The sequence below is a fragment of the Flavobacterium covae genome (assembly GCF_001534645.1).
Classification (GTDB): domain Bacteria; phylum Bacteroidota; class Bacteroidia; order Flavobacteriales; family Flavobacteriaceae; genus Flavobacterium; species Flavobacterium covae.
In genome coordinates this window covers 2,145,364-2,169,700 of sequence record NZ_CP013992.1, presented here as the reverse complement: position 1 = coordinate 2,169,700, position 24,337 = coordinate 2,145,364, and the positions used below count along the sequence as shown (strand labels likewise).

18 protein-coding genes and 1 pseudogene are annotated in these 24,337 nt (G+C 31.2%); 10 read left to right on the top strand and 9 right to left on the bottom strand.

Translation table 11 applies throughout. The features are described from left to right. Nucleotides 1-122 precede the first annotated feature (122 nt). Nucleotides 123-1,499 (top strand): aldehyde dehydrogenase (NADP(+)), encoded by a 1,377-nt coding sequence (locus AWN65_RS09610; RefSeq protein WP_235588307.1) that lies wholly within the window; start codon nucleotides 123-125, stop codon nucleotides 1,497-1,499. 24 nt (nucleotides 1,500-1,523) lie between these two features. Here the strand turns inward: AWN65_RS09610 and AWN65_RS09605 are convergent, their stop codons facing one another. After that, nucleotides 1,524-2,621: an IS481 family transposase gene (locus AWN65_RS09605; RefSeq protein WP_060382253.1), complete on the bottom strand. Its 1,098-nt coding sequence runs from the start codon at nucleotides 2,619-2,621 to the stop codon at nucleotides 1,524-1,526. A gap of 60 nt (nucleotides 2,622-2,681) precedes the next feature. Here AWN65_RS09605 and AWN65_RS09600 point away from each other — a divergent pair. From AWN65_RS09600 to AWN65_RS09590, 3 genes and pseudogenes are all read left to right on the top strand, one after another. Continuing rightward, a pseudogene (locus AWN65_RS09600) lies at nucleotides 2,682-2,936 on the top strand (aldehyde dehydrogenase (NADP(+))); the annotation flags it as partial. 3 nt (nucleotides 2,937-2,939) lie between these two features. After that, the gene (locus AWN65_RS09595) at nucleotides 2,940-3,947 is read left to right on the top strand and encodes a 4-hydroxyproline epimerase (protein ID WP_060382966.1); all 1,008 of its coding nucleotides are present in this window, start codon (nucleotides 2,940-2,942) and stop codon (nucleotides 3,945-3,947) included. Nucleotides 3,948-4,033: 86 nt separating this feature from the next. Continuing rightward, complete coding sequence (locus AWN65_RS09590) at nucleotides 4,034-5,272, top strand: NAD(P)/FAD-dependent oxidoreductase (RefSeq protein WP_060382965.1); 1,239 nt, start codon at nucleotides 4,034-4,036, stop codon at nucleotides 5,270-5,272. Between the two features lie 758 nt (nucleotides 5,273-6,030). On the opposite strand, the gene leuB is transcribed toward AWN65_RS09590, so the two are convergent. From leuB to AWN65_RS09570, 4 genes are read right to left on the bottom strand one after another with little or no spacing between them, the layout of a single operon-like run. Next, entirely contained in the window at nucleotides 6,031-7,146 is a 1,116-nt protein-coding gene (gene leuB / locus AWN65_RS09585) for a 3-isopropylmalate dehydrogenase (protein ID WP_060382964.1), read from the bottom strand. A gap of 12 nt (nucleotides 7,147-7,158) precedes the next feature. Further along, the gene (gene leuD, locus AWN65_RS09580; RefSeq protein WP_060382963.1) at nucleotides 7,159-7,770 is read right to left on the bottom strand and encodes a 3-isopropylmalate dehydratase small subunit; all 612 of its coding nucleotides are present in this window, start codon (nucleotides 7,768-7,770) and stop codon (nucleotides 7,159-7,161) included. 10 nt (nucleotides 7,771-7,780) lie between these two features. Continuing rightward, nucleotides 7,781-9,160: a 3-isopropylmalate dehydratase large subunit gene (leuC, locus tag AWN65_RS09575; RefSeq protein WP_060382962.1), complete on the bottom strand. Its 1,380-nt coding sequence runs from the start codon at nucleotides 9,158-9,160 to the stop codon at nucleotides 7,781-7,783. After that, complete coding sequence (locus AWN65_RS09570) at nucleotides 9,160-10,326, bottom strand: 2-isopropylmalate synthase (protein ID WP_060382961.1); 1,167 nt, start codon at nucleotides 10,324-10,326, stop codon at nucleotides 9,160-9,162. Before AWN65_RS09570 ends, leuC begins: the two co-directional genes overlap by 1 nt. Nucleotides 10,327-10,469: 143 nt before the next feature. Here AWN65_RS09570 and AWN65_RS09565 point away from each other — a divergent pair, with 143 nt between their 5' ends. Beyond that, entirely contained in the window at nucleotides 10,470-12,014 is a 1,545-nt protein-coding gene (locus AWN65_RS09565) for a hypothetical protein (protein ID WP_060382960.1), read from the top strand. Between the two features lie 224 nt (nucleotides 12,015-12,238). Here AWN65_RS09565 and AWN65_RS09560 read toward each other — a convergent pair whose 3' ends face one another. Together AWN65_RS09560 and der are read right to left on the bottom strand one after the other, a co-directional pair. Next, a complete protein-coding gene (locus tag AWN65_RS09560) occupies nucleotides 12,239-15,283 on the bottom strand; it encodes a M43 family zinc metalloprotease (protein WP_060382959.1) in 3,045 nt (1,014 codons plus the stop codon). A gap of 221 nt (nucleotides 15,284-15,504) precedes the next feature. After that, a complete protein-coding gene (der, locus tag AWN65_RS09555) occupies nucleotides 15,505-16,815 on the bottom strand; it encodes a ribosome biogenesis GTPase Der (RefSeq protein ID WP_060382958.1) in 1,311 nt (436 codons plus the stop codon). 119 nt (nucleotides 16,816-16,934) lie between these two features. Here der and AWN65_RS09550 point away from each other — a divergent pair, with 119 nt between their 5' ends. From AWN65_RS09550 to AWN65_RS09535, 4 genes are all read left to right on the top strand, one after another. Further along, entirely contained in the window at nucleotides 16,935-17,453 is a 519-nt protein-coding gene (locus AWN65_RS09550; protein ID WP_060382957.1) for a hypothetical protein, read from the top strand. 161 nt (nucleotides 17,454-17,614) lie between these two features. After that, on the top strand, nucleotides 17,615-19,852 hold the full coding sequence (locus tag AWN65_RS09545; RefSeq protein ID WP_060382956.1) for a TonB-dependent receptor: 2,238 nt from the start codon (nucleotides 17,615-17,617) through the stop codon (nucleotides 19,850-19,852). A gap of 241 nt (nucleotides 19,853-20,093) precedes the next feature. Beyond that, the gene (locus AWN65_RS09540) at nucleotides 20,094-20,597 is read left to right on the top strand and encodes a hypothetical protein (RefSeq protein WP_060382955.1); all 504 of its coding nucleotides are present in this window, start codon (nucleotides 20,094-20,096) and stop codon (nucleotides 20,595-20,597) included. A gap of 134 nt (nucleotides 20,598-20,731) precedes the next feature. Further along, nucleotides 20,732-21,829 (top strand): IS481 family transposase, encoded by a 1,098-nt coding sequence (locus AWN65_RS09535; protein WP_060382253.1) that lies wholly within the window; start codon nucleotides 20,732-20,734, stop codon nucleotides 21,827-21,829. A 76-nt stretch (nucleotides 21,830-21,905) separates the two neighbouring features. On the opposite strand, the gene era is transcribed toward AWN65_RS09535, so the two are convergent. Then, nucleotides 21,906-22,793 carry a GTPase Era gene (gene era, locus AWN65_RS09530; protein ID WP_060382954.1) on the bottom strand — a complete coding sequence of 296 codons (888 nt, stop codon included), beginning with the start codon at nucleotides 22,791-22,793 and terminating at the stop codon, nucleotides 21,906-21,908. Nucleotides 22,794-22,915: 122 nt separating this feature from the next. Here era and AWN65_RS09525 point away from each other — a divergent pair, with 122 nt between their 5' ends. Beyond that, nucleotides 22,916-23,287, top strand: coding sequence for a group III truncated hemoglobin (locus AWN65_RS09525; RefSeq protein ID WP_060382953.1), 372 nt, complete (start codon nucleotides 22,916-22,918; stop codon nucleotides 23,285-23,287). Nucleotide 23,288: 1 nt separating this feature from the next. Here AWN65_RS09525 and AWN65_RS14595 read toward each other — a convergent pair whose 3' ends face one another. Continuing rightward, complete coding sequence (locus AWN65_RS14595; RefSeq protein ID WP_081078424.1) at nucleotides 23,289-24,068, bottom strand: RMD1 family protein; 780 nt, start codon at nucleotides 24,066-24,068, stop codon at nucleotides 23,289-23,291. Nucleotides 24,069-24,337 lie beyond the last annotated feature (269 nt).

The window sequence follows — 24,337 nt, the reverse complement described above, 5'->3', positions numbered from 1 at the left end:
ATATTTTAATAAAGTTCATTTGATAGGCTTCTTTTCATAAGGTTGATAATGTTTTTTCAGAGGCTATCTTAACCTACAGGTAAAAGCTTGTAGGTTACTTTATTAAATATAAAAGACTAAATATGATTACAGGAAAAAATTATATAGGAACTAATTTAGTGGCAGGAGGAACTAAAGTTTTAAAAACTTTTAATCCTGAATTGAACCAAGAAAACAGCTGGGACTTTATAGAAGCAACAACAGAAGAAATAGAACAAGCAGTTCAATTAGCAAATAAGGCCTACCAAGAATATAAAAACGTTTCGGGAAAGAGAAAAGCCTTGTTTTTAAATGCGATTGCAGATGAAATACTTGCTTTAGGAGATACTCTTTTAGAGGTATATGTTCAAGAATCTGGTTTGCCAAGAGGAAGAGCTGAAGGAGAAAGAGGAAGAACGATTGGACAATTACGTGCTTTTGCTCAAATGTTAGAAGAAGGAAGCTGGGTAGAAGCTACAATTGATACAGCAATTCCTGATCGACAGCCTTTGCCTAAAATAGATTTGAGAAAAATGCTTTATCCATTAGGACCAGTAGTAGTTTTTGGGTCAAGTAATTTCCCTTTTGCTTTTTCTACAGCTGGAGGAGATACCGCTTCAGCATTAGCAGCAGGATGTCCTGTAATTGTAAAAAGCCATTCTATGCATATTGGAACAGGAGAAATGATTGCATCTGCTGTAATTAAAGCTGTACAAAAAACAGGCATGCCTGAAGGTGTTTTTTCTAATTTAATAGGAGAGGGTACAGCTCTAGGAACCATATTAGTAAAACATCCATTAGTTAAAGCCGTTGGGTTTACAGGGAGTATAGCAGGAGGTAGAGCTCTTTTTGATTTAGCATCACAACGTTCTGAACCCATTCCTGTATTTGCAGAAATGGGAAGTATTAATCCTGTTGTATTATTACCTAACGAACTAAGAAATAACACCTCTTTTTGGGCTAAACAATATGCAAGTTCCATTACTTTAGGAACAGGACAGTTCTGCACAAATCCAGGTTTAATAATTGGATTAGAAAGCCCAGAATTAAACTCTTTTGCATCCGAATTAGCATCCGAAATTTTACAAATAGCACCTTCTTGTATGTTACATTATTCTATTAGAAAAAATTATGACGAAGGACAACAAGAATTAAGTTTACAAAAAGGAGTAGAAATTTTAGCTATTTATGAGGGTAAAACAAAACCTAATTATGCTCCTCAAACCGTATTAAGGGTTAATGCAACAGAATTTTTAAAGAATAAAACATTAAGTCATGAAGTATTTGGACCATTTTCAGTACTAGTAGTTTGCGAAACGAAAGAGCAAATGGCAATGGTTATAAACAGCCTAGAAGGACAATTAACAGGAACAATTATCGCAGAATCAAAAGAACTAAGTCAATATAGAGAGGTAGTAGAAGCGTTAAAAGGAAGAGTTGGACGTTTAATCTTTAACTGTAATAGCCACTACTTTACCTGACAGTTGTAAGTTAAATTAAGTTTGTCAGATTGTTTGTTTTTTCAATTCCTGCGGGGCTTTTTCAGATGAAAGAAAAAAATGATTCTGATGCAATTTATTCAAGTTTTTTTCATCTGCCAAATATTTGGTATCTAAAAAAGTTTTTAAAGGAGTTTGTCCATAACAAAACTTACCAGAATGGGGTCTGTTTTGATTGTATTCTATAAGCCAAAGGTCAAGGTCTATTTGAAGTTGTTCAATTGAGTTATAAACTTTTTTTCTAAAAGCTATGGCATAAAATTCATTTTGTATAGTTCTATGAAAACGTTCGCAAATACCATTAGTCTGAGGACTTCTAGCTTTGGTTTTAGTATGATCTATGTCTTCAATAGCTAGATAAAGTTGAAAATCGTGATCTTGTGAACCACAATACTCTGTTCCTCTATCGGTAAGTATTCTAAGTAAAGAAACATCTTGTTCTTGATAAAATGGGAGCACTTTATCATTGAGCATATCTGCTGCTACGAGTGAATTTTTTTGGTCGTATAGTTTTGCAAAAGCAACTTTAGAATAAGTGTCTATGAAAGTTTGTTGGTAAATTCTTCCTACTCCTTTAATTGTGCCAACATAATAGGTGTCTTGTGCTCCCAAATAACCTGGATGAGCGGTTTCTATTTCTCCGTGAGCTTCTTTTTCTTCTTTAGCTTTTTCAATGGCTACGACTTGTGATTCAGTAAGAATCAAACCTTCTTTTGCTACTTTTGTCTCTAAGGCTTTTAATCGCTTTTTAAAGGTCTCTAAATCATTACGAAGCCAAATCGAACGAACTCCTCCAGGAGAAAGTACAATGCCTTCTTTACGCAATTCATTACTCACTCTTTGCTGACCTAGAGCTGGATTATCTGTAGCAATGCTTACTACTTTTTGCTCAATGTAGGGTTCAACACGATTTTTAATAATGGGTTTGCTTCGACTTATTTCTTGAAGTGCTAATTCGCCTCCTGTTTCATATAATTCTTGAAAACGATAAAAACTATCACGACTGTAGCCCATAATCCTACAAGCTTCTGATACATTTTTTAATTTGTTTGCTAAGTTTAATAGTCCAATTTTATTACCTATTATTTTTTGATTTGTTGTCATATTTAATCTTTGTTTAAAATTAATACTTTAATTGGTAACTGTCAGATTAAATATTAACTATTACACTTTAACGGTGTGCCAACCGGAGTTGAGGTTTGTGCGTCTATGCTACATGGTGGTCCTTATCCAGCCTCATCTGATTCAAGATTTACAGCGGTAGGTATTCATGCCGTAAAACGTTGGGTAAGACCTATAAGTTATCAAAATTGGCCTAACGAATTATTACCAGAAGAATTAAAAAATGAAAACCCATTAGGAATTTCAAGAACCGTAAATGATCAATTAGAAATAACAACAGCTTTTATTACAGCGTAAGCAATGGGAAGAAAAACTTTTTTTTGTGTAGATGCACATACCTGCGGAAATCCCGTAAGGGTTGTAGCTGGTGGTGGTCCTGATTTAAAGGGTGCAAACATGAGCGAAAAAAGACAACATTTTTTAAAAGAGTACGATTGGATTCGAAAAGGACTAATGTTTGAACCCAGAGGTCATGATATGATGAGTGGTAGTATCTTATACCCTCCTGTTGATCCAGAAAATGATTTTGGAATTTTGTTTATAGAAACCTCAGGATGTTTACCCATGTGCGGTCACGGCACTATAGGTACAATTACCATAGCTGTTGAAGAGGGATTAGTTACGCCAAAAAATCCAGGAAAAATTAGAATGGAAGCACCAGCAGGTCTTGTGCAAATAGAATACAAACAAATTGACAAAAAAGTAGAGTGGGTACGCCTTACAAATGTAAAATCCTATTTAGCAGCGCAAGATTTAACGATAGAATGTCCTGAATTGGGTGAAATAGTATTTGATGTAGCTTATGGAGGAAACTATTACGCCATAGTTGATCCACAAAAAAATTTTAGTGGGATACAAAATTTTACCGCAAGTAAAATAATACAATACAGTCAAGTGGTTCGTGCGCGTATAAATGAAAAATATCAAAACCAATTTATACATCCAGAAAATAATACAATTAGAGATGTAAGCCACCTATTATGGACAGGTACTCCAATTGATTCAAGTTCTTCAGGAAGAAACGCTGTATTTTATGGAGACAAAGCAATAGATCGTTCCCCTTGCGGTACAGGAACCTCTGCTCGAATGGCGCAATTACATGCAAAAGGAATCTTAAAAAAAGACGAAGAATTTATACACGAAAGCTTTATTGGTAGTAAATTCATCGGACGAGTAGTTGAAGAAACCAATATAGGTTCTATACCCGCAATTGTACCAAGTATTCAAGGATGGGCTAAAGTTTATGGTTATAACAACATTATTATTGATGATGATGATCCATACGCTCATGGATTTCAGGTAATATAAATAGAATTAAAAATTAGGAAAGTATAGTGAAAATAAATTTGCTAAGCATTTTTTTTAAATATCCCAAATCTCAAAAGTATTAAAAAATGAAAAAAATAAGTATAATAGGAGGCGGTATTATTGGGTTATGTACTGCTTATTATTTGACAGAAGAAGGATATGAGGTAGAAATATTTGACAGTTCTGATCTAACAGACGGTTGCTCCTATGGAAATGCAGGAATGATAGTGCCCTCTCACGTTATTCCCCTTGCACAACCAGGTATGATTGCACAAGGCGTTAAATGGATGTTTGATAGTAAAAGTCCCTTTTATATCCAACCTCGTTTTGATGTTGATTTGTTGAAATGGGGGTGGAAATTTTATAAAAATGCCACAAAACAACATGTAGAAAAAGCAAAACCAGCTCTTCGAAATTTGTCTCTGTTAAGTAAAGAACTTTATAAAGATTTAGCAAGTAAAAGTAATTCCTTTTACTATGAAGAAAAAGGACTTTTAATGTTGTTTAAAACAGATAAAACAGGTGCGGAAATTGTGCATGAAGGAGAAGAAGCTAAAAAATTAGGGTTAGAAGTCGAATTCTTATCAAAATCAGAAGTAGAAAGTTTAGAACAAGGAACGAAACTAGATATTTTAGGGGGAGTTCATTATAAATGCGATTCGCATTTATATCCTCAAAAATTCATAGCATACATAAAAGAAGAATTAGCTAAAAAAGAAATAAAAATTCATAGTAATTGTAGCGTGATGGATTTTGTTCTAACGAACGAAAAAGTAAGTCAGATAATTACTTCTAAAGGAAATTTTAGTACAGACGAAGTTGTAATTGCGACAGGGGCATGGAGTCCTAGTTTAGCTAAAAAAATAGGAACAGGTATTTCTCTTTTACCAGGAAAAGGATACAGTTTTACTTTATTAGATAAAGAAAAAAAACCTCAAATTCCTTCTATTTTATGTGAAGGAAAAGTAGCTGTTACTCCTATGAATAATGATATTCGTTTTGGTGGTACCATGGAAATTACTCATACAGGAGATACAAAAATAAATCGGAACAGATTACAAGGTATTGTTAATACAGTAAACACTTTCTATCCTGAAATGAAAGTAAAAATGCCTGAAAATCAAGATATATGGTATGGTTTTCGTCCTTGTACTCCGTCAGGTATGCCGATAATTGCCAGAGATAAAAGTATTCAAAATGTAATTTTAGCAACAGGACACGGCATGATGGGATTAAGTTTAGCACCTGCTACAGGAAAAATAGTTTCTGAAATTATAGCTAATAAGTCCCATTCTATATCTATTGGTCAATTTCAATTGAGTTAATCGTTTGTTTTATGGTAAAATAAAAAGTAGACTGGTTAAAAGAAAAATTTGTTTTAAGTTGGGTTAAAAAGAAGGGGTTCACTTTTTTAAAGTCGAACCCTTTCAAATTTTATTTTAATTTTAAAAAAGATTCATACACATTTGTATATTAAAAAATTATTACAAATAAAAGATCTTTGATGCCATTTAAATTTAAAATATACTGGATTAAAAAGAAAAATTCTCGATCTTTTTTTTTATTTTAAACTCAGATTACGCATTAGAAAAATTAATTTTTATAACTCATTGAAATAAAATGTTTTAATTTTTATCAATTCTAGTTTTTAAAAAAATAAAGTATTAGGGAATCAATAAAGTTTTTTTAAAATTCTCTAATGCGTAATTTGGGTTAAAACAACTCGAACAAACGGTTGAGTATATAATTGAAATCATCATTAGTTCGAGCGCGAAGCACATCAAGAATCAACACTAATTTTTATTGCTTTTGTAGGATAGTGCCTAAATCAATATACAGTTTGTTCCTTTTGTAAGGAAGAGTCTCATAATCAATATTATGTAATTTCTCCCTTTGGTCGAAATGAAAAGATTGTAAACTTTTTGGACAGTCTCAAGGTTAAAAAAATAGTATTATGAGGAAATTTCAAAGTTTAAAAATAGTACGATTTTAAAAATATCTGTCCATTTTATCTTCTTTGCTTTTTTCCTTTTCATCACAAAGTCTAACGCATAAATAGGGTTAAACATAATGAATTAGAATACTAAATAAGTACGGATTTACCTATTTTTAAATTTTCAAAATTAACGATTTCAATATCTTTATTCAGGATAAATTCAGCAATAGTATCTCCAACAACTTCCGTTGAATAATTTAAATCTTTATTTAAATCTACGGTTACTATTTTTGATTGTAAGGCTTTATCTACAGCTTTATTAATAGTAGTACTTTCCTCGTACAAACCAAAATGCTCTAAAAGCATAGCTGCACTTAAGATAGACGCAATGGGGTTCGCTATACCTTTTCCTTTAGCTTGAGGATAAGATCCATGAATGGGTTCAAATAAAGCGTTTTTGTTTCCTATTGAAGCAGAAGCTAATAGGCCAATGGATCCTCCTATTACGCTGCCTTCGTCTGAAATAATATCTCCAAACATGTTTTCTGTTAGAATAACATCAAATGAGCTTGGATTTAATATTATTTGCATAGCTGCATTATCTACAAATAAAAAATCTAACGTTATATCGGGATAATCTTTAGCTATTTCCGTGACTACTTTTCTCCAAAGTCTAGAGGATTCTAATACATTGGCTTTATCTACCAAAGTAACATGTTTTTTTCTTGTATAGGCTGCTTTAAAAGCAAGATGAGTAATTCTTTCTATTTCTTCTTTTGTATATTTACATAAATCAGATGCAATAGTACCGGTTTCATTTAATTTTTTTTCACCAAAATAAATACCTCCTGTAAGCTCTCTATAAATAATCATATCAGTTCCCTGAATAATTTCTTTTTTTAAAGGGGATTTGTCTAGTAATGTATCATAGGTTTTGATAGGACGAATGTTTGCAAATAGTCCTAGTTCTTTTCTTAGCTTTAGAAGACCTTGTTCAGGTCTTACTTTTGCTGTAGGATCATGATCGTATTTGGGATCGCCTATGGCTCCAAAAAGAACGGCATGACTATCTTTGCATAGTTTTAAGGTTGCTTCAGGTAGAGGATTACCTGTTTCATCAATTGCTAGGGCTCCTACTGGAGCTTCTGTAAAATAGAATGTATGATTATATATTTCTTCTATAGCTTTTAGTGCTTTAACTGCTTGTTTTGTTACCTCAGGACCAATGCCGTCTCCTGATAATAATGCTATTTTTATTTCCATACTTGTTTAACTTTATATTGTTATTTTATGATAAGATAAGTTTCTTGATTTTTCAAAGGCTTCAATTTTATTTTTATGACTTATCAAAAAATCAATATCATCATAACCATTTATCATACAGATTTTTTTATAAGGATCTATTTCAAAGTTTTCCGTTTTAGATAGGTCTGTAACTGTAATAGTTTGTGTTTCTAGATTAATTTCAATTAGGGCTTGAGGGTTTGTTTTTAATAAGTTTAAAGTTTCATTTAAAAAGACAGGAGTTACTTGTACAGGTAATAAACCATTGTTTAGGGCATTACCTTTAAAAATATCAGCAAAATAGCTAGAAACGATGACTTTAAAACCATAATCAGTTAATGCCCAAGCGGCGTGTTCTCTACTACTACCACAACCAAAATTATCTCCGGCAACTAAAATACTGCCTGAATAATCAGAATTATTTAATATGAAAGAATTAATGGGGTTATTTTGATTATCAAAACGCCAATCTTTAAATAGATGGTTTCCAAAACCAATTTTGTTTGTTACTTTTAGAAAACGAGCAGGTATAATTTGGTCTGTATCTATATTTTCTACTGTTAGGGGTACTGCTCTAGATATTAATTTTGTAAACTTTTCCATATTTTCTTTTTTAGATTTGTGCCATTACAATTTTACCTTCAATTGCAATTGCTGCGGCTAGAACGGGACTGGTTAATAATGTTCTTGCGCCTTGTCCTTGTCTTCCTTCAAAATTTCTATTAGAAGTAGAAACACAGTATTCTCCTGCTGGAATTTTATCCTCATTCATAGCTAGGCAAGCAGAGCATCCAGGTTGTCTAATTTGAAAACCTGCTTCTTCAAAAATTTTAGACAAACCTTCTTCTTTAATTTGTATAGCTACTTGTTGTGATCCAGGAACAATTAGTGCATATACATTTGATGCTTTTTGTTTTCCTTTTATATAGTGAGCTACAGCTCTAAAATCTTCAATTCTGGAGTTAGTACAACTACCAATAAAGACATAATTAATTATTTTGTTCAGTAAATATTCACCTTTGCTAAATCCCATATATTCTATAGCTTTATCAAAAGAAGGATCGTTGTTTATAAACGGAACTGTTTCGGTTATTTTTATTCCCATACCAGGATTTGTTCCGTAGGTAATCATTGGTGCAATATCTTGAGCATCAAAATGATATTCTTTGTCAAAAACAGCTTCTTCGTCTGTTACTAAGGTTTTCCAATAGTCTATTTTTTCTTTTAATTCGTTTCCTTTTGGAGCAAATTTTCTTCCTTGTATATATTCAAAGGTAGTTGCGTCAGGAGCGATCATGCCTCCTCTAGCTCCCATTTCTATACTCATGTTACAAACGGTCATACGTCCTTCCATAGACATTTCTCTAAAAACACTTCCAGCATATTCACAAAAATATCCTGTTCCTGCATTGGTGCCTATTTTGGAAATTATGTATAAGATAACATCTTTAGGGGTTACATTTTTCGCGAGTATACCATTTACAGTAATACGTAAGCTTTTAGGTTTGTTTAATAGTAGACATTGACTTGCAAAAACCTGTGCTACCTGACTTGTGCCAATTCCAAAAGCAATCGTTCCAAAGGCTCCATGAGTGGAGGTGTGGCTATCACCACATACCATAGTCATTCCAGGTAGTGTAATTCCTAATTCGGGGGCTATTACGTGAACAATTCCTTGATATTGATGACCTAAACCATAAAGTGTAATATTGTTTTTTTTACAATTTTTTGTCAATTGTTCTACTTGTTGTTTTGATAATTCATCTTTGATGGGGAGATGTTGATTAAAAGTAGGAACATTATGATCTGCAGTAGCTACAATTTGATTGGGTCTAAAAATAGAAATGTTACGATCTTCTAATTCAGCAAATGCTTGAGGACTTGTTACTTCGTGTATTAAATGGGTGTCTATATATAAAATTTGAGGGCCGTTAGGTATTGTACTCACCACGTGGCTATCCCATACTTTGTCAAATAAGGTTTTCTTTTTCATTAGGCAAATATTCTAATTTTACTTAATTCAATAATTTTGTGTACATCTTCATCTACTACTTCTTTTTTTCTATCGGCAAATTTTAAGAATTCTAGATAGACTTTGTCTAATTGTAGTTTGGTTAATTCATAACCAATTTTTTTGGCGCGATAGGCTAATGCTGCTCGTCCACTTCTTGCTGTAAGAATGATTGATGACTCATTTACGCCTACGTCATTTGGGTTTATAATTTCGTAAGTTTCTCTATTTTTGATTACTCCATCTTGATGAATGCCTGAACTATGGGCAAAGGCATTGGATCCCACGATTGCTTTATTTGGTTGGACTACCATTCCCATTTGTTCAGAAACTAGTTGACTCATTTCATATAGTAATTTAGAGTTTATATTAGTTGTAAAACCTAAATCGGGATGCTGGCGTAAAATCATTACGACTTCTTCTAAAGATGTATTACCGGCTCTTTCTCCAATACCGTTTATAGTACATTCTATTTGTTTGGCACCGTTAATGATTCCTGCTACTGAATTAGCAGTAGCTAAACCCAGATCATTATGGCAATGACAAGACAATATAGCATTGTCTATTCCTTTTACGTTTTCTTTTAGATATTTTATTTTAGCACCGTATTCGTCAGGTAAGCAATAGCCTGTTGTGTCAGGTATGTTTAAAACGGTAGCACCTGCGCTTACGACTTCACTACAAATTAGAGCAAGAAATTCATTATTTGTTCTTCCAGCATCTTCGGCATAAAATTCGACATCGTCTACAAACTTTTTAGCGAAGGCAACGGCTTCTACTGCTCGTTCAATAATTTCATCTTTACTTGCGTTGAATTTATATTTTATATGCGAATCAGAGGTTCCTATGCCTGTATGAATACGAGGTTTTTTAGCTTTTTCTAATGCTCTTACAGCGATTTCTATATCTTGTTTTATAGCCCGTGTTAAACCGCATACGGTTGCGTTTTTGACTAATTTAGAAATAGCATCTACAGCTTCAAAGTCTCCTGGACTAGAAACAGGAAAACCTGCTTCAATTACATCAACTCCTAGTTCATCTAAACGAGAAGCAATTGCTAATTTTTGCCTCTTATTTAGCTTACATCCTGGTACCTGTTCACCATCGCGAAGAGTTGTGTCAAAAATTTTTATTTTCTGATTTTCCATAAAACATTTTAATTTTTGATAACGAATTTATATTTTGTGTAAGCATTAAATTGATTTTAAAACTTTGATTTTACAATATCTAAGGAGTGATGAAAGAAGTGTAAGTGCTTTAATAGTAAGTATTTAATGAAAAATAAATTACAATGTCTAACCCTACAAAAGATAATTTGCATATTCTAATTCATTCGCTTTCAAAATCTGAAAAAAGACATTTTAAACTATATGTTAATAGATTAGGTGTTAATACGGATGCGAAATTTTTATCTCTTTTTAATTTGCTAGATAAAATGGTAGAATATGATGAAGAGGAAATATTGAGAAGTAAGATCGTAACAAAACTTCAATTGTCTAATCTGAAGGCTCATTTGTATAGGCAAATTTTAGTTAGTTTACGATTAAATCCTATTAATCAAAATATACGTATTTTGATAAGGGAACAATTAGATTTTGCAACCATTTTGTATCAAAAAGGGCTGTATAAACAAAGTTTGAAAATTCTTGATAAAGCCAAAAGTATGGCAGTTGAAAATGAAGAAAAAAATATAGCGTATGAAATTGTTGAGTTAGAAAAAGTAATAGAATCTCAGTATATAACTCGTAGTATTATTAATAGAGCAGATGAACTGGCTATTCAGGCAAAAGAACTTAGTATACAAAACGTAATTGCTAGTAAATTGTCTAATTTATCTCTTCAGCTTTATAGTATTATGCTCAAAAGTGGTTATGCCAAGAGTGATGAAGAAATGAGAGAGATAACAGATTTTTTTAATAAAAATGTTCCAAATTATAAATATGAAGAGTTGGGATTTAGAGAAAAATTATGGCTTTATAAAACATTTTTATGGAAACATTTGCTTGTTCAAGATTTTTTGAGCTGTTATAAATACTCTACTAAGTGGATTGGTTTATTTTATGAAAACGAACATCAAATATATATTAATCCTGTATGGTTTTTAAAGGGAGCTACTTATTTATTAGAATGTTTGTACTTGATTAAATATAAGTCAAGTTTTAAAACTACTTTATACCGGATTGAACAGACAATTCAATCGGATTCTTTTCCTAAAAATGATAATATAAACTCGCTTGCTTTTTTATGTATTTATAACAATAAGTTTAATTTGCATTTTTTAGAAGGAACTTTTAAGGAAGGGCTTTTGCTTATAGAAGAAGTAGAAACATTAATAAACCTGTACAAAAACACGATTGATGATCATCATATAATGGTTTTTTATTATAAAATAGCGTGTTTACATTTTGGAACAAACAATAATAAAAAGTGTATAGAATATTTAACTAAAATTATAGATAATAAAAACCTAAGCATGCGGGAAGACCTCATGTGTTTTTCTAGGATTTTGAATTTAGTGGCGCATTATGAGGCGTGTATGGATTATCAACTTGAAAAACAATTAAAAGCTACTTATAAGTTTCTTATTAAAATGAATGAGTTACATGAAGTTCAAAGAGAAATGATTAAGTTTTTAAAAAATTTGGGTGAAATTTATCCTCATCAATTAAAAAATGAGTTCAAAAAACTACATGCAAAATTAAAGTCATTTGAAAGTCATTCTTATGAAAAAAGAGCTTTTCTTTATTTAGATATTATTTCGTGGTTGGAAAGTAAAATTGAAAATAAACCTGTGGCAGATATAATTAAGGCTAAGAGTAAATTTTTGACTCGTTAGTTAGATGGAATCAGAATATTATAATGGGGTGTTATATAATAGAGGGTGTCCTAAAAGTTTGCAATGTTGTCATCCTATGATGAAAGAGAGGTTTGAACGAAGTGAATAAGCAAAAACCAATCAGATAATACGGATAATGTAACTTCTCTGGTAATTGAAGTTTAAGTTGCTACTTTTTAGACACCCACTGTTTAATCCTGAGGATTAATGAATAAAAGAGTTTATTATTTTAAAAATAAATGTTTACTATCTTCTACTTTTTCTTTAGAAATTAGTTTAACTTGGTAGGTTCCTCTGGGTAAATTTTGAATGGAATAATTTTCCATTTGTTGTGTTATTCTTACAAGCTGACCTAAGTTATTATAGATTTCTATGCGACTATCGTTAGAAATGCTTTCAGGTATTGAAAATGTTACTTGATCGGTAGCAGGGTTTGGTGCTATAATAAATTTAGATTCTTTTGTATTTATAGGTCCTGATAAAGGTAAGGTTACATTTACAGGAGTACTCCAATTACTTTCTCCTGTAGAATTAAGAGCTTTTACTTTAAATTGAAATTGTGTGCTAGATCCAGGTTTTGCCACATATAAATAATAACTAGTTGAAGTTCCTACTGTGTACCAAGTACCAGAGGTATTTAATTGTACCTCATATTTACTAGCGTTAGGTACTTTGTTCCATAAAGCATAAAATCCATTTTTGGAGATTCCACCATTTAAATAAGCATAAGGTGTTTCTAAGGTAGTATTTTGTTCTTGTATTTGTACGGTGTAGTCTTCAATTTCTCCATCGTTAATATAACCACAAGGAATATTGCTAATATCATTATAGCGCATTATGATACGCATACGGAAAGTACCTTTTGCGGTTAAAGGAATTGAAAAAGTACCTGTATATTCTTTGTTTGTTAGGGATGTTTTTAAGACGATTTCTGAATTTTCAAATTGTTTATTGTCGTTATAGTCAATCCAAATTGTCCATGCTTCATCAGAAGCAGAAGGATTAAAACCGGGGGTAAGTACTGTGGTTACTTGTTCTCCTGATTTTAAACTAATTGTTTTAGATACATAATTACCATATCCTTCATAATCCGCTCCAGAAGTATTTGTAAAAGAACTTAATTTAATGGATTTAATATATTCATAAGTATTTCTTGCGCTAACTTTACAATAATCTACATAATCACTAGGAGCTGTAATTATTGTTTCATTAGAATAGCTTGATTTTTCAGTTCCTTTGTAAGCACTTATTCTATATTTGTAAGTAATGCCTACATTAATAAGTTTGTCTGAATACGTATAAGTATTAGGTGGTAAGGAGGCAATTAGCTGATAAGCTCCTCCATTAGTTGATTTTTCTAGATAAAAACCATCTTCTGTTGTATTTTTATCAATCCAGTTTAGAACAATAGTATTGTTATTGATAGCAGAAGTAAGGTTTGAAGGAGATGTTAAAGATTGTAGATCTTTTTCACCTGCTTTTATGGGAGCTCCAGGTTGTGTGTTGTAAGCGTATTCTGTAATTCTATACCCTTCAGAGCCACTAATAGGCTCTACTTTAAAATAGCCATAGCAAGTATTGCCATCTATTTTGTATTCATAGCCAATATATCCTATTTGTCCTTTCCAATCATTATAAGACGGATTAATGATGTCTAGCTGATTAGGATAGGCTCCAGGTGCTGTAAAATTAGAAGAACCATTTATTTCAGTTCCTTTTGTTAAACGGCTAATATTTCTTGTGTTTGGATTGCAAATTAATCGCTTTCCGTAAGTTTCTAATTTGTATTTATCCGTTTCAAATAGCCAAAATCCATAGGAAGTATCGTCTCCTTTTTCTGTATTAAAGAAAAGCCATGTTTGACTAGGTGTTGCCATCCAGTTTGGTTGTCCTTTAGCTAAAAATATACCATAAGGATCAATAAATTCAAATTTAATGTTTAATTTGTCAGATATTAAGTTGTTAGTACCTCCAGAAAAAGCAGCGGGTAAAAATTGGATACTTGCTAAAATATTATGGTTAGTCTGATGGTTTTGTGCAGAACCTTCTAATGTAAGAGTTGCTTTAGAATTACTATTTATGGTTATGATAGGATTTAAACCTTGAGGGAAATTGGTTAAAGTATAATGGGTTCCTTGAATAAGTTTTCCAGAGGATAATGAAAAAGTTTTTCCTGCTGTTAGGCTTAATTCATTTATTTGTGAGAAAGTACCATTGTTGTTTATGTTTTCTTTGTAGAGGCTTAATGGAGCAATAATTGATGCTAGTTGGTTGTCATATACGCCTGTAGCTAATAAATTTGAATTTTGCCAAAGAGTAATTCTTGCTTCGTGTTGCATTGCTGCAATCATTCGGTCAACTTGACCTCTGGTAAACATTTTGTAACAGCCTCTTGCTCCGTTATATCCCATGTAATTTTCGATATTTACTTTGTCTCCATCACAATTTGTACCAGGGGTACAGCTCAAGGCATGTTTAGCATCTTCTTTTGGTGTGTCGTCTACTTGATCCGTTCCAGTACAACCATCTTCAAATGTATGAATTAAGTTAAAAAAATGACCAAATTCATGGGTAAGAGTAGAAGAAAATTCTTTATCTGTGTTACCCAAGAGATAAGCGCCATTAAATACTATTCTGGCGGTATTTCTATTGGTCATATTTATATCGGGATACCAGGCTACTCCAGAGTTGTTGTAAATATTTTGATTATATAAATCATTTTGGATATAAACGTTTACGTATTTTTTGTTGTCCCAAGCATCTGCTGCAATTTGATCGTCATATCCGCCTCCATTTCCGTACCCATTTTTTGTTGTATGAAAAACAACTCCTGTGGTGTTGCCTCCATTAGGATCAATTTTGGCTAGTCTAAATTGAATGTTTAATGTTGCTCGACGAGGTTGAAAAAAAGGTTCAACACTATTGAAGTCATCATTAAGTCCATTAAAATCATTATTAACAGCATTTAACGCGTTAACAATTTTGTCATAGGTAACACTTTTTCCACTTTGGGTAGTACCATAAATATGAAATACGACAGGAATAATGTAATTAGTAGCCAAAGCATTGTTTTTTACATTTTTGTTTTTACGTAAATCATGTACAAATTTTTTTGTAAAGATTTCAAATTCATTTCTTTTTTTTAAAGCATCAGGATTTTGTCTTTGTGTAATTTCGTTTTGTTCTTTTGTTCCACATTCTAGGATTTGAGCATATAAGCTCCCGCCAATATTTAATAAGAGGCTAATTAGGATTAATGTTTTTTTCATAATTCTGTTTTTTGGTTTTTTATTTATAGATAATGCAATTTATTTGTATTTTATTTATTGTTTTTGTATTTATTTAACAACAAGAGATACTATTCTACCCTGTGTTTTGTTTTTGTATTATAGGGGATAAATAGCTTGGTTTTTGAGGTAGGAAGTTGTTAAAAATAAAAAAAGCCACTGCTAAAAAGAAGCAATGGCTTTTAAATAAAGAAGGTTTTATTTTACTTTTCTCTTATATAAATATCAATTGGCACACCTTCAAAGTTCCAGTTATTTCGGATTTTATTTTCTAAGAAACGTTTGTATGGATCTTTTACATATTGAGGTAAGTTAGCAAAGAACACAAACTGTGGTGATTGTGTTGGTAATTGCATACAGTATTTGATTTTTATGTACTTGCCTTTTAGTGCTGGAGGTGGCATGTGTTCAATAATATTAAGCATATACTCATTGAATTTAGAGGTAGGAATGCGTTGTTTTTTGTTTTCATACACCTGAACAGCAGCTTCTAATGCCTTAAGTAAACGCTGTTTTGTCAATGCCGAGACGAAAATGATAGGTACATCTGTAAAAGGGGCTATTTCTTCACGAATTTTAGCTTCGTATAATTTTGTGGTCATTGTGTCTTTTTCAACTAAGTCCCATTTGTTAACTAAAATAACAATTCCTTTGCGATTTTTTTCAGCTAACCAAAAAATATTTTGATCTTGTCCTTCAAAACCACGAGTTGCATCTATCATTAAAATACAAACGTCACTATGTTCAATAGCGCGAACAGAACGCATTACAGAGTAAAATTCTAAATCTTCTTTTACTTTTGATTTACGACGTATACCTGCTGTATCAACTAGGTTGAACTCAAAACCGAAACGATTGTATTTTGTGTCAATAGCATCACGCGTAGTACCTGCAATATCTGTTACCACAAAACGATCCTCACCAATTAACGCATTGATAAATGAAGATTTTCCAGCGTTAGGACGACCTACTACACAAAAACGAGGTAATGGATTTTCTTCTTCTATAACTTCTGGTAATTCGGGTAATACTTCTACTAATTTGTCTAGTAATTCTCCTGTTCCACTACCATTCATACCCGCAATAGTGTGGTATTCTCCTAAACCTAAAGAGTAAAATTCAACAGCATCACCCATACGCATGGCGTTATCTACTTTGTTAACAGCTACTAAAACAGGTTTGTCAACTTTACGAAGTAAATTAGCTACTTCCATATCCATAGGGGTTACTCCTTCTTCTACGTCTACTACAAAAATAATAGCATCAGCTTCGTCAATGGCTAATTCTACCTGTTTACGAATTTCTCCTTCAAAAATATCATCAGAACCCTTAATATAACCACCCGTGTCAATTACAGAAAACTCTTTTCCATTCCATTCACTTTTACCATAAATACGATCACGTGTTACTCCTGCAACAGAATCCACAATAGCTTCACGACGTTGAATTAATCGGTTAAAAAAAGTTGATTTCCCTACATTAGGTCTCCCTACAATGGCTACGATATTATTCATTTTTCAATTTTTCAGTCCGCAAAGGTAAAAAAAACAAACTGGTTACACATTCTTTTTGATAAAATTATCTTTCCATGGATCTGATTTTTATATATTTGCTTCTCCCACAAAAAGTTTAAATGAGAAAAAATATCCTATTATTGCTTGCTTTTATTATACTCATGCATGCTGGGATAGTGAGTTCTATTTTTGAAATTAAACAAAGTTTTTTAAAATTAGTTGTGTTGGAGGAATATTCTGAAAATGATTGTTTTACGATAAAATTGACTTTTAGAGAATTTCTTAAAAAAAGAATTTCAGATCATGAAATTATAATTAATAAAGAACTTCATGATATTGTTAAAATAAAATCAGATAATGGATTTGTGGTTTTAAAATTGATTAATGATAAAATCGAAAAAAATTATCTCAACAGAACAAAAGATTATAAGGAAAAGAGTAATACAGGAGCAAAGAATAAGAACCAAAGGTTAAAAATCAATTTTTTGTACTATCAAGAAAATATAGCGTTTGTTTTGCTAAATAATTACTCAGATTGTCGGAAAGTAAAATTAAACATGGATGATTTAATGAATTATTTACAAAATAAACAATCAATAGAACCACCTCCACCAGAGTATACTTATTTAATAGGTTGATAGTTTTACCTCAATCTATTTTATTGAAAATAATATATTGATAGACAAATAGGATAAAAAAGCGTTTAGCTTTATTTAGATCTTTGTTTATCTCATTTAGTATTTAGCTAAAGTGTTAGCTAAATCTAGTATGATAATTTTTTTAAATAAGTTAAGTATACATGAAAATTAAAAATAAAATAGGAGTAGTTTTATTGGGACTTACTTCAATTCAAGCTATTTCTCAAGATAATAAGAAAAATATAGAAATTAATAAATTAAATGAAGTAGAAATTACAGCTACTTCGCAATCAGATAAGACATTATTAAAACAAGCTGCGTCTATTTCTAAATTAGAAACCAAAGAAATTCAACGTGGTACAGGTTTGTTTTTTGATGATGCTGTAAATACAAACATACCAGGAATGTTTATGCAACGTCGTACAGTATCAGCAGGACAAACGTTTAATATTCGCGGATATGGAAATGGCGCGCGAGGAACTAATGGGACTAATAGTAATTTTGATTCACAAGGAGTAAAAGTGTATTTAAATAATATTCCGGTAACAGATGCTGAAGGAATTACTTTAATGGATGATATTGACTTTAATTCAATTGGAGAAGTTGAAGTTCTAAAAGGACCAGCAGGATCATTATACGGATTGGCTATTGCAGGTGCTGTAAATTTAAAAACAATTAAACCAGAGGCAGGAAAAACCTCTATTTCTCAAAATACCATGTTTGGTAGCTATGGTTTAAGACGATTGACATCTCAAATAGCTGTGGGGAGTGAAAAATCATCTTTTTTAGTTAATTACGGAAACCAAAAGTATGATGGTTTTATGAATCATACAGCTTCTAAAAAAGATTTTGTAAATATTTTTGCTGATTTTGGCTTAAGTAACAAGCAAAAAATCAATGCGTATGTAGGATATACCAATAGTTATGAGGAAAGAAATGGAGAACTGACAATAGCTCAGTATCAAAATTTAGATTATTCAGGAAATCCAGCTTATATAAAAAATAATGCACATAGTAATGTCATTAGTTTCAGAGCAGGACTGAATCATTTTTATCAAATATATAAAAACCTGAGTAATTCCACTTCTGTTTTTGGTTCAGGAATTAGTAGTAATGTAAGTTCTGCTGGAGGATGGACCGATAAATTACCAGTAAATTATGGCTTTCGTTCTACCTTTGATAGCAAATGGGATTTAGGTAATGAGTTTAAATTGTCAGGAATTACAGGAGTTGAAATGCAAATGCAAAACGCACAAACACTGACATATCCTATGGGGAATCCTGTAAATGCAGAGGGATATAATACTATAGGTCTTTTAAGAAGTAATTTATACGTTTCCTCAAAAACAAATTCTGTATTTACTGAATGGACTTTTAATTTGCCTTATGATTTTGCTCTAACGGCTGGTATTAGCTCAAACTATATGGGAATAGATTCTAATGACAGATTTCCTTATATCTACAATCTTTCAGGAAATCCGCAAGTAACTCAAAACAGTAAACCATTAAACTTTAATGTATCTTATAGAGATATGTATTCTCCAAAAGTAGCTATTAGTAAAGTATTTTATAAATCAGTATCAGTTTATGCTTCTTATAACAAAGCGTATAAAGCGCCTGTGAGCGGTTATTTATTTATCCCTGAAATCAATCAGGTCAATAGTAATTTACGTCCAGAAATTGGAGAACAATGGGAGGTAGGTACAAAAGGAAAGCTTCTAGAAGGACGTTTAGGATTTGAATTGGCCGCTTTTAGAACAAATTTTAAAGATAAAATGTCAACCGTTTCAGTTACAGATCCAGCCAATATAACTAAGTTGTATACTTATATGATTAACGGAGGAAGCCAGCTGCATAAAGGGGTAGAAGGTAATCTAAAATTTGAAATGATAAAAACAACAAATGGTTTTCTAAAATCATTTGCACCATTTGTAAACGGGACTTATTCTGACTTTACATACCAAGAGTATAAATTTAGTAGAACCACAACTGGGGCTAACATTGCTCAAAATGTTTACGATTTTTCAGGTTTGAGTGTATTAGGAACCCCTAAATGGGTTGCTAATGCAGGTATAGATTTTCTGACTAAATTGGGAATCTATGGTAACGTAACGTTTAATCATAGAGGAACTGCTAATTTTGGATATGTTCCTGTAGATAGAACAAATCCAAATTTACAAATTGCAACTGCGGATAAATATAATTTATTACACGCTAAATTAGGCTTAAAAGTAAATGTAATCAATCACCTAGATTTAGATGTTTTTTCAGGAGTTAATAATATTACTAATGTACAGTATTACCAAATGATTTTTGTTAATCAAATGCCTGATGCGTACATTCCTGCACCTTTAAAAGCAACCTTTTTTGGAGGTTTGAATGTAAAATATACTTTTTGATACAGTTACGAGATATTCAAAAAAAGATTCAACATTTTTTATTTAAACAAGGTAGGAGTTAAAATATTTTGGCTTTTTGATTTCTTCTCATGTTTAAGTTTGTGTGTTGTGTAGATTTTTTTGAATATCTTTTAATGTTATTTTTTTGTTGTAAAAAATGATTTTTAAAAAAAGAAGTGAGTTTTATTAGTTTTTAATAATTTTCTTATCTTGGTTCCCCTCTAATCGAAATAAACTAAAAATGGAAACTGAAAACACTATTAACCTACGACTACGATTTTATAAAGACATTGACGAAACAGTTGAGGGGGTAAGACAAAAATTTATTGATTATAAAAGTCAAATCTCTCCAGATTATGTAATGAAAATAAGAAGAAATCATATACAATTTACGATAGGAGGTTTAAAACAACGTTATTGGTCACCATATCTAACAATAGAGTTGGAAGAAAAAGAAGGAAGTAATGGGCAAGCTACTCATCTCCGAGGATTGTTTGGACCCGCTCAAACGATGTGGACATTTTTTATTTTTATGCACTTCATGGTAGCTGGGGTTTTTATTGTCTTTATGATGTTTGCTATTTCTGATTATATGTTAAAGAAAAGTATTACATCTGACTTTATAGTGATGGGACTAATGTTTTTTTGTTGGATATTATTGTATATTCTTGGTCGTCAAACGCGTGAAAACGGGTATGGACAAATGAATGAATTAGAGCAAGAATTTTTAAAAATTATCCAATAAAATTAGTTTATATTTTAATTAAAAACCCTCGTTTTAGAACAATAAAGTTTAAAACGGGGGGGTATTATGTGTAATAGTTAATATTTAATCTGACAGTTACCAATTAAAGTATTAATTTTAAACAAAGATTAAATATGACAACAAATCAAAAAATAATAGGTAATAAAATTGGACTATTAAACTTAGCAAACAAATTAAAAAATGTATCAGAAGCTTGTAGGATTATGGGCTACAGTCGTGATAGTTTTTATCGTTTTCAAGAATTATATGAAACAGGAGGCGAATTAGCACTTCAAGAAATAAGTCGAAGCAAACCCATTATTAAAAATCGTGTTGAACCCTACATTGAGCAAAAAGTAGTAAGCATTGCTACAGATAATCCAGCTCTAGGTCAGCAAAGAGTGAGTAATGAATTGCGTAAAGAAGGCATTGTACTTTCTCCTGGAGGAGTTCGTTCGATTTGGCTTCGTAATGATTTAGAGACCTTTAAAAAGCGATTAAAAGCCTTAGAGACAAAAGTAGCAAAAGAAGGTTTGATTCTTACTGAATCACAAGTCGTAGCCATTGAAAAAGCTAAAGAAGAAAAAGAAGCTCACGGAGAAATAGAAACCGCTCATCCAGGTTATTTGGGAGCACAAGACACCTATTATGTTGGCACAATTAAAGGAGTAGGAAGAATTTACCAACAAACTTTCATAGACACTTATTCTAAAGTTGCTTTTGCAAAACTATACGACCAAAAAAATTCACTCGTAGCAGCAGATATGCTCAATGATAAAGTGCTCCCATTTTATCAAGAACAAGATGTTTCTTTACTTAGAATACTTACCGATAGAGGAACAGAGTATTGTGGTTCACAAGATCACGATTTTCAACTTTATCTAGCTATTGAAGACATAGATCATACTAAAACCAAAGCTAGAAGTCCTCAGACTAATGGTATTTGCGAACGTTTTCATAGAACTATACAAAATGAATTTTATGCCATAGCTTTTAGAAAAAAAGTTTATAACTCAATTGAACAACTTCAAATAGACCTTGACCTTTGGCTTATAGAATACAATCAAAACAGACCCCATTCTGGTAAGTTTTGTTATGGACAAACTCCTTTAAAAACTTTTTTAGATACCAAATATTTGGCAGATGAAAAAAACTTGAATAAATTGCATCAGAATCATTTTTTTCTTTCATCTGAAAAAGCCCCGCAGGAATTGAAAAAACAAACAATCTGACAAACTTAATTTAACTTACAACTGTCAGGTAAAGTAGTGGCTATTACATATTATGAGTTTACAAGATGTTTTAAAACTAATTTTTTTGATTATATCCAAAACGTCTTAACTGTCTTTCATTTGAGCGCCAATCTTTATTAACTTTTACATATAACTCTATATGAATTTGTTTACCAAAGAATTTTTCTAATTCTTCGCGGGCTTGAATTCCTACTTTCTTAATAGCAGTCCCTTTGTGGCCTATGATGATTCCTTTTTGAGTATCACGTTCTACCATTATTAAAGCACGAATTCTAATGATCTTATCATCTTCTTTAAATTCTTCTGTTTCTACTTCGCAAGCATAAGGAATTTCTTTATCGTAGTTTAATAATATTTTTTCTCGAATAGCCTCATTTACAAAGAAACGCTCAGGTTTGTCCGTTAAAGCATCTTTGGGATAATAGGGTTCAGATTCAGGAAGTAATTCTATGATTCTGTTAAAAACTGCTTGTACATTAAAATTTTCTAAAGCAGAAATAGGAAAAATCTCTGCGTTAGGTACTTTCTCTTTCCATAATGTTACTTGTTCTTCCAGTTGTTCTTGATTAGATTTATCAATTTTGTTTAAAAGAAGAAGAACAGGAATTTTAGAGTGAATAATTTTATTAAAAAAAGCTTCGTCTTTTAAGTCTTTTTCGCCTATTTCCACCATATAAATTAGTACATCAGCATCTTCAAATGCAGACTTAACAAAATCCATCATAGAACTTTGTAGTTCATAAGCAGGTTTTATAATACCTGGTGTGTCTGAAAATAATATTTGAAAATCATCACCATTTACAATACCCAAAATTCGATGACGAGTTGTTTGTGCTTTACTGGTAATGATAGATAATCGTTCTCCTACTAAAGCATTCATTAGAGTTGATTTTCCAACATTGGGATTTCCTATAATATTAACATATCCTGCTTTGTGCGACATAATGTACTTTTTTTTGCAAAGGTAGGAAATAAAACCAGATAGGTTCGTTTTCTATGAACATAAAGGTTATTCAGATGATAAAAATCAATAAAAATTTAAATTAAATAAATTATATTAGCTGTATGAAAGATATAGAAACAAGAGAAGATATATTGTTTATAATGAAGATGTTTTATAATAAACTCTTGACCGATGATAACATTAATTTCTTTTTTAAAAAGACAACTCATGTTGATCAACATTTAGATGAGCATTTAGATGTTTTATGTACTTTTTGGGAACAAGCTTTATTTTTAAAAGGAGGTTATACTAATAATATGTTTCAAATACATAAAGATATTCATGATAAAGAACCTTTTTTAAAGGAACATTATGATATTTGGTTAGATTATTTATATGACAGCATTGATCCTTATTTTGAAGGTAAAGTTGCAGAACAGATGAAGAAAATGGCAGTAAATATGGCTACCGTTTTAAAAATAAAATTAGTTTAATCTAATGTTTTACAAAAGACATTATTATCTCAAAGGTAATTAATAAAATAATAATCCACTCTAAACGAGAACTTTCTTTTACGTTTAAAACTTCGGTAAATATTTTTAGATTGTTTTCAACTATAGAGAGGCGGTAATCAACGTCTTTAAAACGGGGTAAAATTTCAAAATTAGATTTCATTTTTTTGTTTAAAGCATCTAGTTTTTCGTTTTCCCATACGGAGTTAGGATCGTCTAGTATATATAAGTTGTCTACAATACTGTTTTTTACGTTTAGTACTTGACCTATATATTTTAAGAGATTCTTTTTAGAAATATTAATATTTCCAGTATTTTCTAGTTGAAGTATAAATTCTTTTGTAGAAGAAACCAACTTGCCTGTAATGACTTCATAATATTCTAATGCTACTGATTGTGCCACATTAAGCATAATTATTCGTATAGCAGAACTATCTAATTCAGGTAAGAGAACTTCATTGTTTTTAACTTCAAAATTTGTATTATCTTCCTTTATCCTTATGAAATACCTCTCTTTTAAAAGCATATCTATTGGCGATTCCTGATGTCTTTTTATTTTTTGTAACCATTCAGTTTCTTCTTCAGGGCTAAAATTGGCAAAAACAACCACGCCATAATCTAATAAATAAATAAACTTATTTTGTTCTATTTGCTTAAAAAACTCTGAGCCAGAAAAACTATAATTAGCTCCCTCTAACTCATCTTTGAAATTTTTAATATTAATAATTTCAGCTAACTGAATTGCGGAGATTTTTATTTTCATGAGATTTTCTTTCTTGCAAAATTACGTACAAAGTTATTCTTTATAAAGTTTATTTGTATAAACTATTTGTAATACCATTAAAACTTAAAATATACTGGATTTAAAAGAAAAATTCTCGATCTGTTGTTTTATTTTAAAATAACTCAAACAAACGGTTAAGTATATAATTGAAATCATCATTAGTTCGAGCGCGAAGCACATCGAGAACCAACACTAATTTTTATTGCTTTTGTAGTATAGTGTCTAAATCAAACATTATGTAATTTCTC

Bases quoted from the DNA above. Each gene is read 5' to 3' on its own strand.
- AWN65_RS09610 (WP_235588307.1), top strand. From the start codon at position 123: ATGATTACAGGAAAAAATTATATAGGAACTAATTTAGTGGCAGGAGGA.
- AWN65_RS09605 (WP_060382253.1), bottom strand. From the start codon at position 2,621: ATGACAACAAATCAAAAAATAATAGGTAATAAAATTGGACTATTAAAC.
- AWN65_RS09595 (WP_060382966.1), top strand. From the start codon at position 2,940: ATGGGAAGAAAAACTTTTTTTTGTGTAGATGCACATACCTGCGGAAAT.
- AWN65_RS09590 (WP_060382965.1), top strand. From the start codon at position 4,034: ATGAAAAAAATAAGTATAATAGGAGGCGGTATTATTGGGTTATGTACT.
- leuB (WP_060382964.1), bottom strand. From the start codon at position 7,146: ATGGAAATAAAAATAGCATTATTATCAGGAGACGGCATTGGTCCTGAG.
- leuD (WP_060382963.1), bottom strand. From the start codon at position 7,770: ATGGAAAAGTTTACAAAATTAATATCTAGAGCAGTACCCCTAACAGTA.
- leuC (WP_060382962.1), bottom strand. From the start codon at position 9,160: ATGAAAAAGAAAACCTTATTTGACAAAGTATGGGATAGCCACGTGGTG.
- AWN65_RS09570 (WP_060382961.1), bottom strand. From the start codon at position 10,326: ATGGAAAATCAGAAAATAAAAATTTTTGACACAACTCTTCGCGATGGT.
- AWN65_RS09565 (WP_060382960.1), top strand. From the start codon at position 10,470: ATGTCTAACCCTACAAAAGATAATTTGCATATTCTAATTCATTCGCTT.
- AWN65_RS09560 (WP_060382959.1), bottom strand. From the start codon at position 15,283: ATGAAAAAAACATTAATCCTAATTAGCCTCTTATTAAATATTGGCGGG.
- der (WP_060382958.1), bottom strand. From the start codon at position 16,815: ATGAATAATATCGTAGCCATTGTAGGGAGACCTAATGTAGGGAAATCA.
- AWN65_RS09550 (WP_060382957.1), top strand. From the start codon at position 16,935: ATGAGAAAAAATATCCTATTATTGCTTGCTTTTATTATACTCATGCAT.
- AWN65_RS09545 (WP_060382956.1), top strand. From the start codon at position 17,615: ATGAAAATTAAAAATAAAATAGGAGTAGTTTTATTGGGACTTACTTCA.
- AWN65_RS09540 (WP_060382955.1), top strand. From the start codon at position 20,094: ATGGAAACTGAAAACACTATTAACCTACGACTACGATTTTATAAAGAC.
- AWN65_RS09535 (WP_060382253.1), top strand. From the start codon at position 20,732: ATGACAACAAATCAAAAAATAATAGGTAATAAAATTGGACTATTAAAC.
- era (WP_060382954.1), bottom strand. From the start codon at position 22,793: ATGTCGCACAAAGCAGGATATGTTAATATTATAGGAAATCCCAATGTT.
- AWN65_RS09525 (WP_060382953.1), top strand. From the start codon at position 22,916: ATGAAAGATATAGAAACAAGAGAAGATATATTGTTTATAATGAAGATG.
- AWN65_RS14595 (WP_081078424.1), bottom strand. From the start codon at position 24,068: ATGAAAATAAAAATCTCCGCAATTCAGTTAGCTGAAATTATTAATATT.